Genomic DNA, 12,924 nt, shown 5'->3' on the forward strand with positions numbered 1-12,924 from the left:
GTGCGAACGCGGGCCGCTGATTTGGAAGTTGGCGGAGTGGACGGGACTCGAACCCGCGACCCCCGGCGTGACAGGCCGGTATTCTAACCAACTGAACTACCACTCCGGCGTTTGGCGCGGGAACTGCGCCGCAGCTTTTTTTGGCCCGGATGCTGGTGGGTGCTGAGGGGTTCGAACCCCCGACCCTCGCCTTGTAAGGGCGATGCTCTCCCAGCTGAGCTAAGCACCCGGACCGAGGAAAGCGCGTTAGTTTACGGCATCCTTCAGGGCCTTTCCAGCCTTGAATGCCGGCACTTTCGAGGCGGCGATTTCAATCATCTCGCCGGTGCGCGGATTGCGGCCCGAACGCGCGGCGCGCTCGCGCACCACGAAGCTGCCGAAGCCCACCAGATTCACGCTGTCGCCACCGCGCATCGCATCGGTGACCACTTCGACGAGCGCATCCACCGCCCGCGTCGCCTCTGCCTTGCTCAGGTCGGCGACGGCTGCAACGCGATCGATCAGTTCGGTCTTGTTCATCTTCGAGAACTCCCTTGGGATTGGAATAGTGTGGATACGTAGATAGCCCGGTGCGGCGTCAGACAACCAAGCATGGCAACAAAACCTTATAACAATCGAACTCCGCCTCGGTCAAGCGAGCGCGCCATCGAGTCGAGTGTTGCAGACATCGCCCACGGGAACGGATTTCGCGCAAGTGGTTGATTTTCATGGTCTGCCGCGAACTGCATCCTTTCGATCTCCGCGCCAATACGGCGCCCTCGCGCGGACACCCGCGACCACCCAGCGGTTGAAACGAGCATTTCTACAGCTTGCTAATGATGTGTGAGTTCCGGCCCCTTGGAGCGTTCGCCCTTGCCATCCGAGGATTCCGCTGCTTCCTTGTCCTTGCCCTCGCTCAGCGGAGTCGGCGCGTGAACCAGCGCCACCTCAAGCACATCGTCAATCCAGCGTACTGCACGAATATCCAGGTTCTGTCGAACGTTTTTCGGAATGTCGATCAGGTCGCGCTCGTTTTCATGCGGGATCAACACGATCTTGATGCCACCGCGATGCGCCGCGAGCAGCTTTTCCTTCAGACCGCCGATCGGCAGCACCTCGCCACGCAACGTGATCTCGCCGGTCATCGCCACGTCGGCGCGAACCGCAATGCCCGTCAGCGCCGAAACCATGGCCGTACACATGCCGACGCCAGCGCTCGGCCCATCCTTCGGAGTCGCGCCCTCGGGCACGTGGATATGAATATCGTTGACCTGGTGAAAATCCGGCCGAAGACCCAGCGCCGCAGACCGGCTGCGCACCACGGTCATGGCCGCCTGAATCGACTCCTGCATGACCTCACCCAAGGAACCGGTGAAGCTGAGCTTGCCCTTCCCAGGCATAACGGCCGCTTCAAGATTGAGCAGCTCACCGCCGTTCTCAGTCCAGGCAAGCCCCACGACCTGGCCAACCCGATCCTGCTCCTCGGCGCGTCCGTAGCGGAACCGTTTGACACCCAGGTATTGCTCAAGCGATTTTTCGGAGACCGTGCGTCGCTTGGTCTTGCGAGAGTCGAGCAGGATCTCTTTCACCACCTTTCGGCAGATCTTGGAAAGCTCGCGCTCGAGATTACGGACACCGGCCTCGCGCGTGTAGTGCCGGATGACATCGCGAATTACCGCCTCACTCACGTGAAGTTCGTCATCCTTGAGCCCGTTGTTGCGCATCTGTTTGGGCAACAGGTAACGCTGCGCAATATTGACCTTTTCATCCTCGGTGTATCCCGAAAGGTGAATGATCTCCATCCGGTCACGCAGCGGGGCAGGAATGTTCAGGGTATTCGCCGTTGCGACGAACATGACGTCGCTCAGGTCGAAATCGACCTCGAGGTAATGGTCGTTGAAGGTATGGTTCTGCTCTGGGTCCAGCACTTCGAGCAGCGCGGACGATGGATCCCCACGGAAATCCATGGACATCTTGTCGATCTCATCGAGCAGGAACAGCGGGTTACGCGTACCGATTTTGGCCAGGTTCTGCATGATCTTGCCCGGCATGGAACCGATGTAGGTACGTCGGTGGCCGCGAATCTCGGCCTCGTCCCGCACGCCGCCTAGGGCCATGCGCACATAGCTGCGCCCCGTAGCCCGTGCAATCGATTGACCAAGGGAGGTCTTGCCCACCCCGGGGGGGCCGACCAGGCAGAGAATCGGACCTTTGAGTTTCCTGACCCGCTGCTGTACGGCGAGATACTCGACGATTCGTTCCTTGACCTTTTCCAGACCATAGTGGTCTTCTTCGAGCACCGCCTCGGCCTTGGAGAGATCGAGTTTCACGCGGGTACGCTTCTTCCACGGCACCGACAGCAACCAGTCGATGTAGTTGCGTACAACCGTGGCCTCCGCCGACATCGGTGACATCAGCTTGAGCTTGCGCAGCTCGGAGTTTGCCTTGCCCAGCGCTTCCTTGGACATGCCGGCCGCGGCGATGCGCTTTTCCAGATCGTCGATCTCGTTCGGTGCATCTTCGAGGTCACCCAGTTCCTTCTGAATGGCCTTCATCTGTTCGTTCAGATAGTACTCGCGCTGATTTTTCTCCATCTGTTTTTTGACGCGACCGCGAATGCGCTTCTCGACCTGGAAGATGTCGTTTTCCGACTCCATGAGCCCGATCAGGTGCTCGAGTCTTGCGCGCACGCCGTGCATTTCGAGAACGGCCTGCTTCTGGTCGAGCTTGAGCGCCATGTGCGCGGCCAGGGTGTCGGCCAGCCGGCTTGGGTCTTCGATACCCGCGAGCGAGGACAGGACATCCGGCGGAACCTTCTTGTTCAGCTTCACATACTGTTCGAAAACGCCCAATGCCGAACGGGTCAGGGCATCGGTCTCTGTCGAGCCCTGCTCGGCATCGTCGTCCTGGATGGCCGCGACACGCGCTGAAAAATAATCGTCGGCGTGGATGTACTCGATCACACCAGCGCGCTCGACCCCTTCCACGAGCACCTTCACGGTGCCATCCGGAAGCTTCAGGAGCTGCAGAACCGTGGCACGGGTGCCGATGCTGTACAGATCATCGGTGCCCGGGTCGTCGATTTCGGCGCCGCGCTGCGCGAGCAGCAGAATCTGCTTGTTGGAACGCATCGCCTCGTCCAGCGCCCGGATCGAACGATCGCGCCCGACGAACAGCGGTATGACCATGTGCGGATACACGACCACGTCGCGCAGCGGCAGGACCGGCAACTCGTCGGAGACCTCGGGACTGGGAAGCTTGACGCTGGGCATCTTCACGTTCTCACAAGCAGGTGCGCGACGGGGTGCCGCGCCGATGGGGTCATCTGGAGCCGCGCTGGGGGCGATTCAAGGTCGGAGGGAAAACAGGGGATGCAGCCCCCTGTTCCCGCTGTCGGCGTCACTCGGTCGCCGCGCGCCGGCTTTCGCTGCCGTCAATGATGAGATAGGGCTCGGAATCGCCGCGGATGACGCCGGCGTCGATTACCACTTTCGAAACGTTCCCCATTGAGGGAAGCTCGTACATCGTGTCGAGCAGGATCTGCTCCATGATGGTGCGCAGCCCGCGAGCGCCAGTCTTTCGCTCCATGGCCTTGCGGGCAATCGAGCTGAGGGCATCATCGCGGAATTCCAGCTCCGAACCTTCCATGCGGAACATGCGCTGGTACTGCTTGACCAGCGCGTTCTTGGGCTCGGTCAGAATCTGGATCAGTGCTTCTTCGTCGAGCTCTTCAAGCGTTGCGACGACCGGCAGGCGACCAACGAACTCGGGGATCAGGCCGTAGCGGATCAGGTCCTCTGGTTCCACCTGACGCAGCACCTCGCCCACATTCTTGCTGTCGCTGGGGCTGCGCACCTCGGCGGAGAATCCAATGCCGCCACGCTCGGAGCGATCCCGGATGACCTTGTCGAGGCCCGCGAACGCGCCACCGACGATGAACAGGATGTTGCGCGTATCGACCTGCAGGAATTCCTGCTGCGGGTGCTTGCGCCCGCCCTGCGGCGGGACCGAGGCGATCGTGCCCTCGATCAGTTTCAGGAGCGCCTGCTGGACGCCCTCGCCCGAGACGTCGCGGGTAATCGACGGGTTGTCGGACTTGCGCGAGATCTTGTCGATCTCGTCGATGTAGACGATGCCCGTCTGCGCCTTCTCTACATCGTAGTCGCATTTCTGCAACAGCTTCTGAATGATGTTCTCGACGTCCTCACCGACGTAGCCTGCCTCGGTCAGGGTCGTGGCATCGGCGATGGTGAACGGCACGTTGAGCAGCCGCGCCAGCGTCTCGGCGAGCAGGGTCTTGCCGGAGCCCGTGGGGCCGATCAGCAGGATGTTGCTCTTGGCGACCTCGACCTCGTCGTCACCGCCGGCCATCTCCAGCCGCTTGTAGTGGTTGTAGACGGCAACCGACAGAACCTTCTTGGCCTCTTCCTGCCCGATCACGTACTCGTTCAGTACATCCTTGATTTCGCGGGGTTTTGGCAGGGAACTCGTGCTCGAACCGGCGTGCTCCTGCATCTCCTCGCGGATGATGTCGTTGCACAGCTCCACGCATTCGTCACAGATGAACACCGACGGGCCCGCAATGAGCTTGCGCACCTCGTGCTGGCTCTTCCCGCAGAACGAGCAGTACAGCAACTTGCCGTCTTCGGTTCGGTTCTGCTTGTCGTCTCTCATGTCTGGGTTCCGCAGCGAGCCAGGAGAATCCGCCATGGCGCCGCACGGCGCGACGAAGGCCCTGTTCCCATCATAGCCGATCGGTTGGTCGGCGCAAATCCGACCCGTTCCCGTTGTCGGGCGCCATGATCAGGCCGGTTTTGACGCCGGCGGTGCCGCACGCGCATCCAAGACCGAGTCGATCAGTCCGTAGTCCACCGCGTCGGTCGAGGACATGAACCGGTCGCGGTCGGTATCGCGCTCAATCGTCTCGATCGACTGACCAGTGTGGCGCGAGAGGATGCGGTTCAGTCGGTCACGAATCAGCAGGATTTCCCTCGCGTGAATGTCGATGTCCGTCGCCTGCCCCTGAAACCCGCCGAGCGGCTGATGGATCATCATGCGCGAGTGCGGCAGCGCAAAGCGCTTGCCCTTCTCGCCGCCGGCGAGCAACAGCGCGCCCATGCTCGCGGCCTGGCCGATGCACATCGTGCTGACGGCCGGGCGGATGAACTGCATGGTGTCGTAGATCGCCAGGCCCGCGGTCACCGAACCACCGGGCGAGTTGATATAGAGGTGGATGTCCTTGTCCGGGTTTTCGGACTCCAGGAACAGGAGCTGTGCGACCGTCAGGTTCGCCATGTGGTCTTCGACCGGCCCGACGACGAAAATCACGCGTTCCTTGAGCAGTCGCGAATAGATGTCGTAGGCACGCTCACCGCGCGCCGTGGACTCAATGACCATCGGCACGAGCCCAAGCGCCCGCGCACCGACGCCACCGGCTGACAGGCTCATCGACCGCCTCCGGCGCCCATGACGTCCTTGAACCCCACGGGTTCATCGGTAACGGCGGCACGCTCGAGCACCCAGTCGACGACCTGATCTTCGAGCACTGCCGCGCGAATCGACTCGCGCTGGTTCTCGTCGCTCATCAGCCAGCGTTCGACCTGCTCCGGATTCTCGTAGCTGGATGCGATCGTATGTACACGCCGATGGACACGCGCCTCGTCTACGGAAATCGAGTGCTCCTCGACAATCCGGTTGAGCAACACGCCCAGTCGCACTCGGCGGCGCGCGTTCTGTTCGAACATCTCGCGCGTCAGCGACTTTGCGGCGCCGCCACTGCGGGCGACCTGGTCGGCAGCCTGCGATTGCAAGCGCGTGACTTCGTCGTCGATCAGCGCACGCGGCACCTCGAAATCGTGCGCGCGCAACAGCATCTCGAGTACGCGGTCCTTGGTTTTCGCGCCGAGTTTGTCGTCGAATTCTCGCTGCATGTTGTTCTGCACCTCGCGCCGGAATTCCGCGACATCGCCGCTTTCAACCCCGAAGCTGCGCACGAATTCCTCGCCGACTTCCGGCAAGGACGGCTCGGCGACTGCGGTGACGTCGACGCTGAAGTGCGCTGGCTTCCCCGCCAGATGACTGGCGCCGTAGTCGGCCGGAAAGCTGACGTCAAACTCCACGGTCTCACCGGTGGCCGCACCGGTCAGCGCCGCCTCGAAACCGGGGATCATCCGGCCACTGCCCAGCACCAGATCGACACCTTTTGCGCTTCCGCCGTCGAACGGCTTGCCGTCCAGCGTGCCGACGAAGCCGATCGTCAGCCGGTCCCCGTCGCGCGAGGCACGGTCAACGTCAACCCAGTGCACCCGCTGACGACGCAAGTCGTCCAGCATCCCGTCGACGTCGGTATCCGTTATCGTGCCCGTCGGCCTGGTGACGGACTGCGCCGCGAGATCCGCGAGTTCGAACTGCGGAAACACTTCGAGCGTCGCGGTCACGGCGATTTCGCCGGCATTTCCCTCATCAATCTTTTCGATCACCGGCTGGCCAACCGGACGCAGGGACTGCTCGCGAACGGCATCGCGGAACGAAGATTCGATCGCCTCGCCAAGGGCCTCCGAACGCAAGTCACCGCCGAAGCGCTTGCGCAGCACGGACACCGGCACCTTGCCAGGCCGGAAACCCTTGATGTTCGCGGTGCGCGACATCGACTGGAGCTTGCGCTCGGCGGCCGCATCCACGTCGGCGGATGGAATCGTAAACGACAGCCGGCGTTCCAGTTCGCCGGTCTTTTCTACCGAAACCTGCATAGTGTGTGATCGCTCGTCAGGGAAAGGTCGGGGTCATGGCTGCGCGGGCGTTTCCGGCGATGCTGGTGCGAAAGGAGAGACTCGAACTCTCACGGGTTACCCCACTGGAACCTAAATCCAGCGCGTCTACCAGTTCCGCCACTTTCGCGCATGGGCGCGATCGGGATATCGGGCCGCCCTAACCCGCTGATTATACCGGGATGGGCCGTCGATGTCGGGACCGAAACACCCGCGACGCGGGCCGGATGTTAGCATGCCGCCCCCTAATGACCGTGATCCTCGCATTTCTGGCCTACATCGCGGTCGCCCTGACCGCCAGCATCGTGCTCGCAATTGCGGGCGGCGCGCTGCTCGGTCCCGACGCCCAGCCGCACAAATGGACCGACGAAACCGCGCAGCTGGTCGGCCTGCTCACGTTCGTGCCGTTCGCATTCTGGTTGGGAATGCGCAGCAAACGGGCGTTTGGGTATGGCCTGGCCGTGCGGCCGTTCGTGCGCACGGTCGTAGAGGGCTGGGTGCTGGGGGTGGTCATGCTCATTCCGCTCGGGCTAGTGCTGATCGCCATGGGCGTGCGGCCGCTGGACCCCGATTGGGATTTCGGCCTGCGGTTTGTGCAGAAAGTCTTCACCGCACTGATCGCGGGCATCCTGGTCGGCCTGATCGAGGAGACCTTTTTCCGCGGCCCGGTCTGGACGGCGATCGGACGGCGCAGCGGCACGGCCGTCGCGATCGTCGTCACCTCGGCCCTATATTCGGCGCTGCATTTCATCCACTTTGGCCCGACCGCCGGTTCCGGGAACTCGATCTGGGCCAATGCGCAGGCGCAGATCGAATCCTTCCTGCTCGCGTACCCGCACCCGGTCGCGCCGGGCTCGGCCGTGGCCCTGTTCTTCGCCGGTGTGCTGCTGGCGACGTATCGCGCCCACGAGGGCAACTTGGCCCGTGCGATCGGCATCCATGCCGGCTGGGTGTTCGTGATCGCCATCCTGCGCGACCTGACTTTCCACGATCGGGCCGGCGAGTATGCGCACTGGGTCGACGCCTACAACCGCGTGACCGGCTGGTTCGCCGCCGTCTGGATCGGCCTGCTGGCCCTGGCGCTCTGGATTCGGGTTCGAAAGCGCATCCCGGCACGGCCTGAGGGCTGAAACTCCGTGGCAATCGCGGCTCGTCCCTGAGCCGCACACCGGCCGACGTCAGACTGTGCCAGTCCGCTCAGCCGGCGCAGTTCTCACCAGCGATGATGACCATATCCGTAATCGAACACGAACCACGGGATGTAGTAGTGGCGTGACTCGTGATGCGAACGGTGTCTCCATTTGCGGTCGCGGTCATGGCGGTAATTGTGGCCGTGGTGCTTGCGGTCGTCGCGGCGCCAGTGACGGTCGTCGTGATCGCGATCGCGATGCTTGTAGTGCACGGCGATCACGGCGGACTTGCCATCGGCATGGCCCCCATGGGCCAGCGCGGGCGTGACACCCGCTGCCGCCAGCACCAGGGTGAGGAAGGTGAGTGGAATTGCTTTCATCGTCGTAGCTCCTCGCAGATTGCTGCTATTGCGGGGTCTACGTTACGAGCGACTCGCTGAACTCAAACTGAATCAACGCGGCCAAAAAAACCACGCGCAAGATTACGCGGTGCGGCTGCGCGCATCGCGCCATCCTTATTCAATGTGGAGCTGAATCATTGCAGGTCGGAGAGAACGAAAATTGGCATTTTCGCTTTCTCTACACACGCAATCCCGGATGGATTGGCCCGGGCTCGCCGGGAAGGAATGGTGGGCCGTCAGGGACTCGAACCCCGGACCTAGTGATTAAGAGTCACCTGCTCTACCAACTGAGCTAACGGCCCAAACTGTCTGCGTCGAACAGCGCGCGAAACGCGCAGCTTGGAGACGCCATCATAATGCAATGAAGCCAGCCACAAAAAGTGACACAGGCTTTCACACCAAGGAAACTCTGACTTATTCAGAGTTCCCCGCGGCACACGGAAGTGCCGCCACTTTCGACGGCCGCAAGCCGTTGAAAATGAGAGAAAACGAAAAATCACGCTTTTTCGTTTTCGCTGCTCTGGCAATCCTTCGACGGATTGATCAGAGCCTCCCTAAGGAAGTCTCGCTCTGGCACGCCAGAGGTCTCTATCCGAACTTCCCGAAAAACTGGGGTGAGCGATGGGACTTGAACCCACGACCACAGGAGCCACAATCCTGCGCTCTACCAACTGAGCTACGCCCACCATCGTTTTCGTCCGCCACCTGCAACGCACGCCCGCTGCCTGCCCCCGGCGGCGCAAAAGTGGCGCGCCCGGCAGGACTCGAACCTGCAACCCCCGGCTTAGAAGGCCGGTGCTCTGTCCGGTTGAGCTACGGGCGCAGGCGACCGACTGGTCGGGGTGGAGGGATTCGAACCCCCGACATCCTGCTCCCAAAGCAGGCGCGCTACCAGACTGCGCTACACCCCGTGGAACTCGGTGATCGGGATGCGCCAGCGTCGCGACCGAAAGTTTGTAAATATACGGCGCGGCTTTCACCGTGGTCAATTCGCGGCCCGGTCGTTATGATCACGCGCCGTCCGTCCCGTTCCGGAGCCAGCCCGCCAGTGACCGCACAGATTCTCGACGGCAAGTCCATTTCCGCAGGCGTTCGCGCCGATGTCGCGGCCGCCGTGACCCGGCGCCTGGCCGAGGGTCGACGCCGCCCGGGGCTGGCTGTCGTCCTGGTCGGCGAAGACCCCGCATCGCAGGTCTACGTGCGCAACAAGCGCCGTGCCTGCGAGGAAGCCGGCATTCACTCGGCGGAACACCGTCTGCCCGCCGAAACGACCCAGGCGGAACTCCTGACGCTGATCGACGCACTGAATGCCGCAGCTGAAATCGACGGTATCCTGGTGCAACTCCCGCTACCGGGACACATCGACGCCGAACAGGTCATCGAGCGCATCCGGCCGAGCAAGGACGTGGACGGCTTTCACCCGTACAACGTCGGCCGTCTCGCGCTGCGCATGCCGCGTCACCGCTCCTGCACCCCGAAGGGGATCATGCGTCTGCTGGAGGCGACCGGGCGCGATCTGGCGGGCCTGGATGCCGTGATCATCGGTCAGTCGAACATCGTCGGCCGGCCGATGGCGCTCGAACTCCTCGCCGCCCGCTGTACGATCACGGTCTGTCACAGCCGCACAAAAAATCTCGCGGAAAAGGCCCGGGCCGCCGATCTGCTGGTGGTGGCGACCGGACGGCCGAGCATGGTCCCCGGGGACTGGATCGCACCGGGCGCCATCGTCATCGACGTCGGCATCAACCGACTGGACGACGGGCGGCTGGTCGGCGACGTCGACTTCGACGCGGCGCGCGAGCGCGCAAGCTGGATCACGCCGGTGCCGGGTGGCGTCGGGCCGATGACCATCGCCGCCCTGCTCGAAAACACGCTCGACGCTGCCCGTCTTCACGACGAATCGAACTGAATCCCCATTTCACTGCCCCGCGGAGCCGGACCAAATGGGCCAGGAAATCGATCAACGCCGTTTCACCGACGACGATTTCGCGCGTTTCCGCGAGCGGCTCGCCGTTGAGACCCGGCTCGTGGTGGAACGGATTGAGGCATTTTCCGGCGATCGCGTGCCGTATCGCATCGGCTGCGAACTGGAGTCCTGCCTCGTCGATCCGCGCTCCGGCGGCCCCGCGCCCGATAACGAACGACTGATCGCCGCGCTCGACGACCCCATGGTCGTGCCGGAGCTGTCGCGCTTCGATTTCGAACTCAATGCCAGCCCTGCCCTGCTGGCCGGCGACGGTTTCGCACAATTGCAGGCCGATCTGCACGCGCGCTGGCTGCGCTGCGCCGGCGCGGCCAGTTCGCTGGACCGGCGCGCGGCGATGATCGGGATTCTGCCGACGCTGCGCGAGGGCGACCTGACGCTGGCGAATATGAGCCACGGAAATCGCTACGCGGCGCTCAATGATCAGGTCATGGCACTGCGCGGCGGCCGGCCGATCCACATCGACCTTGACGGCGTCGAGCGGCTGGAACTGGATCACGGTGATGTGATGCTGGAGTCCGCGGCGACCTCGTTCCAGGTGCACCTTGAGGTCGACCCGCGCGATGCGGCGCGCTTCTACAACGCGTCGAAGATCGCCTCGGCGTTGACCGTCGGCTGCGGGGCGAACTCACCGTTTCTGTTCGGCCGCAATCTCTGGGCCGAGACGCGCATCCCGTTGTTCGAGCAGTCCGTGGATGTCGGCGCGCCCGAGTCGGGACAACGCGTCAGCTTCGGCATCGATTACGCCCGTGACTCCATCACCGAGTGCTTCACCGGCAACCTGCATCGCTATCCGGTGCTGCTGCCGCTGGTGGCCGCCGACCACCCGCCAACCGACCTCGCGCACCTGCGCCTGCATAACGGCACGATCTGGCGCTGGAACCGTCCGCTGGTGAGCCTGACCGATGACGCGGTCTCGGTGCGGATCGAGCACCGGGTGTTGCCGGCCGGCCCGACCGTGCTGGATGCGATGGCGAACGCTGCGTTTTACGTCGGGCTCGCGATCGCACTGGCGGAGTCCGCGGACCCGCCGGAGCAGCGCCTGGACTTCTCGGCGGCGGACACGAACTTCTACTCCGCTGCACGCGAGGGCCTGGCCGCCCGTGTGCGCTGGCTGGACGGCCGCAGCCACGACCTCAACGATCTTGTCGCTGGCGCCGGACTGAAGCTTGCCCGCGACGGCCTCCGCCGCGGCGGCGTCGATGCCGACTTGGCGGGCGATCTACTCGCGGTCATCGCCGAGCGCGTGCGCCGAGGTCAAAACGGCGCAGCCTGGCAGCGGGCGTGGGTCGAACACCATGGTCGGGACCTTGCGGGACTCACGGCCGCATACCTGGAACTCCAGGACCGCGGCACCCCGGTACATCAGTGGCCGGTATGACCCCCTTTCGCCAGCTCGACGCACTGCCAGCGGGTTTTCTGGACTGGCCCGCCAGCGCGCTCGCACGAGAACTCGGCGCGCCCACCCTCATCCACCTGCCGGGCCGGCGCGAACCGGCACTGTTCGTTTCGGTCCTGATGCATGGCAACGAGCCAACCGGCTGGCACGCCGTGCAGGCCCTGCTGCGCGACCATGCCGGGCGCGAGCTGCCGCGCGCGCTGTCGCTGTTCATCGGCAATGTGGAGGCCGCCGCGCAGAACCGGCGTTTTCTGCCGGATCAGCCCGATTTCAACCGCGTCTGGCCCGGAACCGACCTGCACGATCATCCGGTCGCGCGGATGCTGGCCGAGGTCACCGGGATCATGCGCGCGCGCAGCGTGTTCGCGAGCGTCGACATCCACAACAACACGGGCCTCAACCCGCACTACGGCTGCGTCAATCACCCGGGCGCCGGGTACCTGCAACTCGCGACGCTGTTTTCGCGCACGGTGGTGTATTTCCTGCGACCACGTGGCGTGCAGTCCATGGCGTTCGGCGAATTCACCCCGGCCGTCACACTCGAATGCGGCCGGCCCGACGATGCCGCCGGCATCGCCCATGCCCGGGAATATCTGGAGTCCTGTCTGCGCCTCGCCGAGGTGCCGGATTCGCCCGTCGCGGCGCACGACATCGATCTGTTCCACACCATCGCGACCGTGAAGGTGCCCGACGGCGTGGGCTTCGGCTTCGGCACCCACGATCAGACCCTGAATCTGGCCGCCGATGCCGACCGGCTGAATTTTCGCGAACTTCCGGCCGGCACCGAGCTGGGTCGCGTAGCCGGCGGCCAAGGTCTGCCGCTGGACGTGCGCGACGAATTCGGCGCCGATGTTGCCGCACAGCTGTTCGCCCTGGACGAGTGCCGGCTCGTCACCCGGCGCAACCTGATGCCGTCCATGCTGACCTTGGATACCCGCGTGGTCCGTCAGGACTGTCTGTGCTACCTCATGGAGCGACTGCCCGACGCCGCAGGCGTGGCTCGCCACGGACCTGCCGAGTGTCCTGTCCCGCAATGATCTATCGTCTCTGCGTGACTGAGCAGGGCTGAATCAAGGCGGCGATTCGCAGCCATAGCCAGGCTATGGACAGGATCGCCAACGCTGAGTCAGCCCTGCCCAGCCGCGCCCGCAGGGAGGGCCCCTACGGTTCGAGGGCGGTGTTGCGCCGCTTGCCAATGGAATGACCATTGCCTTCACGACGCGCCTTGCCCTCGAACCGTAGTAACCCTCAGAAATGACAGATC

At 63.7% G+C, this 12,924-nt stretch carries 10 protein-coding genes and 7 tRNA genes; 4 read left to right on the plus strand and 13 right to left on the minus strand.

The genetic code is table 11. From position 1 onward, the window contains the following. Nucleotides 1-29 precede the first annotated feature (29 nt). The 8 genes from KDG50_11795 to KDG50_11830 form a co-directional block, all read right to left on the minus strand. Nucleotides 30-106: transfer RNA gene (locus KDG50_11795), tRNA-Asp, on the minus strand. A gap of 47 nt (nucleotides 107-153) precedes the next feature. After that, a tRNA-Val gene (locus KDG50_11800) sits at nucleotides 154-229 on the minus strand. 17 nt (nucleotides 230-246) lie between these two features. Next, nucleotides 247-519, minus strand: coding sequence for an HU family DNA-binding protein (locus KDG50_11805; protein ID MCB1866107.1), 273 nt, complete (start codon nucleotides 517-519; stop codon nucleotides 247-249). Nucleotides 520-812: 293 nt separating this feature from the next. Beyond that, on the minus strand, nucleotides 813-3,251 hold the full coding sequence (gene lon / locus KDG50_11810; protein MCB1866108.1) for an endopeptidase La: 2,439 nt from the start codon (nucleotides 3,249-3,251) through the stop codon (nucleotides 813-815). 127 nt (nucleotides 3,252-3,378) lie between these two features. Continuing rightward, nucleotides 3,379-4,653 carry an ATP-dependent Clp protease ATP-binding subunit ClpX gene (clpX, locus tag KDG50_11815; protein ID MCB1866109.1) on the minus strand — a complete coding sequence of 425 codons (1,275 nt, stop codon included), beginning with the start codon at nucleotides 4,651-4,653 and terminating at the stop codon, nucleotides 3,379-3,381. Between the two features lie 129 nt (nucleotides 4,654-4,782). Continuing rightward, entirely contained in the window at nucleotides 4,783-5,427 is a 645-nt protein-coding gene (gene clpP / locus KDG50_11820; GenBank protein ID MCB1866110.1) for an ATP-dependent Clp endopeptidase proteolytic subunit ClpP, read from the minus strand. After that, entirely contained in the window at nucleotides 5,424-6,728 is a 1,305-nt protein-coding gene (locus KDG50_11825; GenBank protein ID MCB1866111.1) for a trigger factor, read from the minus strand. Before KDG50_11825 ends, clpP begins: the two co-directional genes overlap by 4 nt. Before the next feature lie 63 nt (nucleotides 6,729-6,791). Then, a tRNA-Leu gene (locus KDG50_11830) sits at nucleotides 6,792-6,876 on the minus strand. A gap of 124 nt (nucleotides 6,877-7,000) precedes the next feature. Between KDG50_11830 and KDG50_11835 the strand changes: the two genes are divergently transcribed. After that, nucleotides 7,001-7,876 carry a CPBP family intramembrane metalloprotease gene (locus KDG50_11835; GenBank protein MCB1866112.1) on the plus strand — a complete coding sequence of 292 codons (876 nt, stop codon included), beginning with the start codon at nucleotides 7,001-7,003 and terminating at the stop codon, nucleotides 7,874-7,876. Nucleotides 7,877-7,959: 83 nt separating this feature from the next. Here KDG50_11835 and KDG50_11840 read toward each other — a convergent pair whose 3' ends face one another. From KDG50_11840 to KDG50_11860, 5 genes are all read right to left on the minus strand, one after another. After that, nucleotides 7,960-8,256 carry a hypothetical protein gene (locus KDG50_11840; GenBank protein MCB1866113.1) on the minus strand — a complete coding sequence of 99 codons (297 nt, stop codon included), beginning with the start codon at nucleotides 8,254-8,256 and terminating at the stop codon, nucleotides 7,960-7,962. Nucleotides 8,257-8,503: 247 nt separating this feature from the next. Further along, a tRNA-Lys gene (locus tag KDG50_11845) sits at nucleotides 8,504-8,579 on the minus strand. A 308-nt stretch (nucleotides 8,580-8,887) separates the two neighbouring features. Next, nucleotides 8,888-8,963, minus strand: a tRNA-His gene (locus KDG50_11850). A gap of 60 nt (nucleotides 8,964-9,023) precedes the next feature. Further along, nucleotides 9,024-9,100: transfer RNA gene (locus tag KDG50_11855), tRNA-Arg, on the minus strand. A gap of 11 nt (nucleotides 9,101-9,111) precedes the next feature. Continuing rightward, a tRNA-Pro gene (locus tag KDG50_11860) sits at nucleotides 9,112-9,188 on the minus strand. 137 nt (nucleotides 9,189-9,325) lie between these two features. Between KDG50_11860 and folD the strand changes: the two genes are divergently transcribed. The 3 genes from folD to KDG50_11875 are packed head-to-tail and all read left to right on the plus strand — an operon-like array spanning nucleotide 9,326 to nucleotide 12,697. Next, nucleotides 9,326-10,186, plus strand: coding sequence for a bifunctional methylenetetrahydrofolate dehydrogenase/methenyltetrahydrofolate cyclohydrolase FolD (gene folD / locus KDG50_11865; GenBank protein ID MCB1866114.1), 861 nt, complete (start codon nucleotides 9,326-9,328; stop codon nucleotides 10,184-10,186). A 34-nt stretch (nucleotides 10,187-10,220) separates the two neighbouring features. Continuing rightward, nucleotides 10,221-11,642, plus strand: coding sequence for a glutamate--cysteine ligase (locus KDG50_11870; GenBank protein MCB1866115.1), 1,422 nt, complete (start codon nucleotides 10,221-10,223; stop codon nucleotides 11,640-11,642). Continuing rightward, nucleotides 11,639-12,697, plus strand: a complete 1,059-nt coding sequence (locus tag KDG50_11875) for a succinylglutamate desuccinylase/aspartoacylase family protein (GenBank protein ID MCB1866116.1) — start codon at nucleotides 11,639-11,641, stop codon at nucleotides 12,695-12,697. The genes KDG50_11870 and KDG50_11875 overlap by 4 nt, the downstream gene beginning before the upstream one ends. Nucleotides 12,698-12,924: the final 227 nt, after the last annotated feature.

The sequence above is a fragment of the Chromatiales bacterium genome, assembly GCA_020445605.1.
Lineage (GTDB): Bacteria > Pseudomonadota > Gammaproteobacteria > JAGRGH01 > JAGRGH01 > JAGRGH01.

Excerpts from the sequence above, each read along its gene's own strand:
- KDG50_11825 (MCB1866111.1), bottom strand. The coding sequence starts at position 6,728 with ATGCAGGTTTCGGTAGAAAAGACCGGCGAACTGGAACGCCGGCTGTCG.
- lon (MCB1866108.1), bottom strand. The coding sequence starts at position 3,251 with ATGCCCAGCGTCAAGCTTCCCAGTCCCGAGGTCTCCGACGAGTTGCCG.
- KDG50_11840 (MCB1866113.1), bottom strand. The coding sequence starts at position 8,256 with ATGAAAGCAATTCCACTCACCTTCCTCACCCTGGTGCTGGCGGCAGCG.
- clpP (MCB1866110.1), bottom strand. The coding sequence starts at position 5,427 with ATGAGCCTGTCAGCCGGTGGCGTCGGTGCGCGGGCGCTTGGGCTCGTG.
- KDG50_11805 (MCB1866107.1), bottom strand. The coding sequence starts at position 519 with ATGAACAAGACCGAACTGATCGATCGCGTTGCAGCCGTCGCCGACCTG.
- clpX (MCB1866109.1), bottom strand. The coding sequence starts at position 4,653 with ATGAGAGACGACAAGCAGAACCGAACCGAAGACGGCAAGTTGCTGTAC.
- KDG50_11870 (MCB1866115.1), top strand. The coding sequence starts at position 10,221 with ATGGGCCAGGAAATCGATCAACGCCGTTTCACCGACGACGATTTCGCG.
- KDG50_11875 (MCB1866116.1), top strand. The coding sequence starts at position 11,639 with ATGACCCCCTTTCGCCAGCTCGACGCACTGCCAGCGGGTTTTCTGGAC.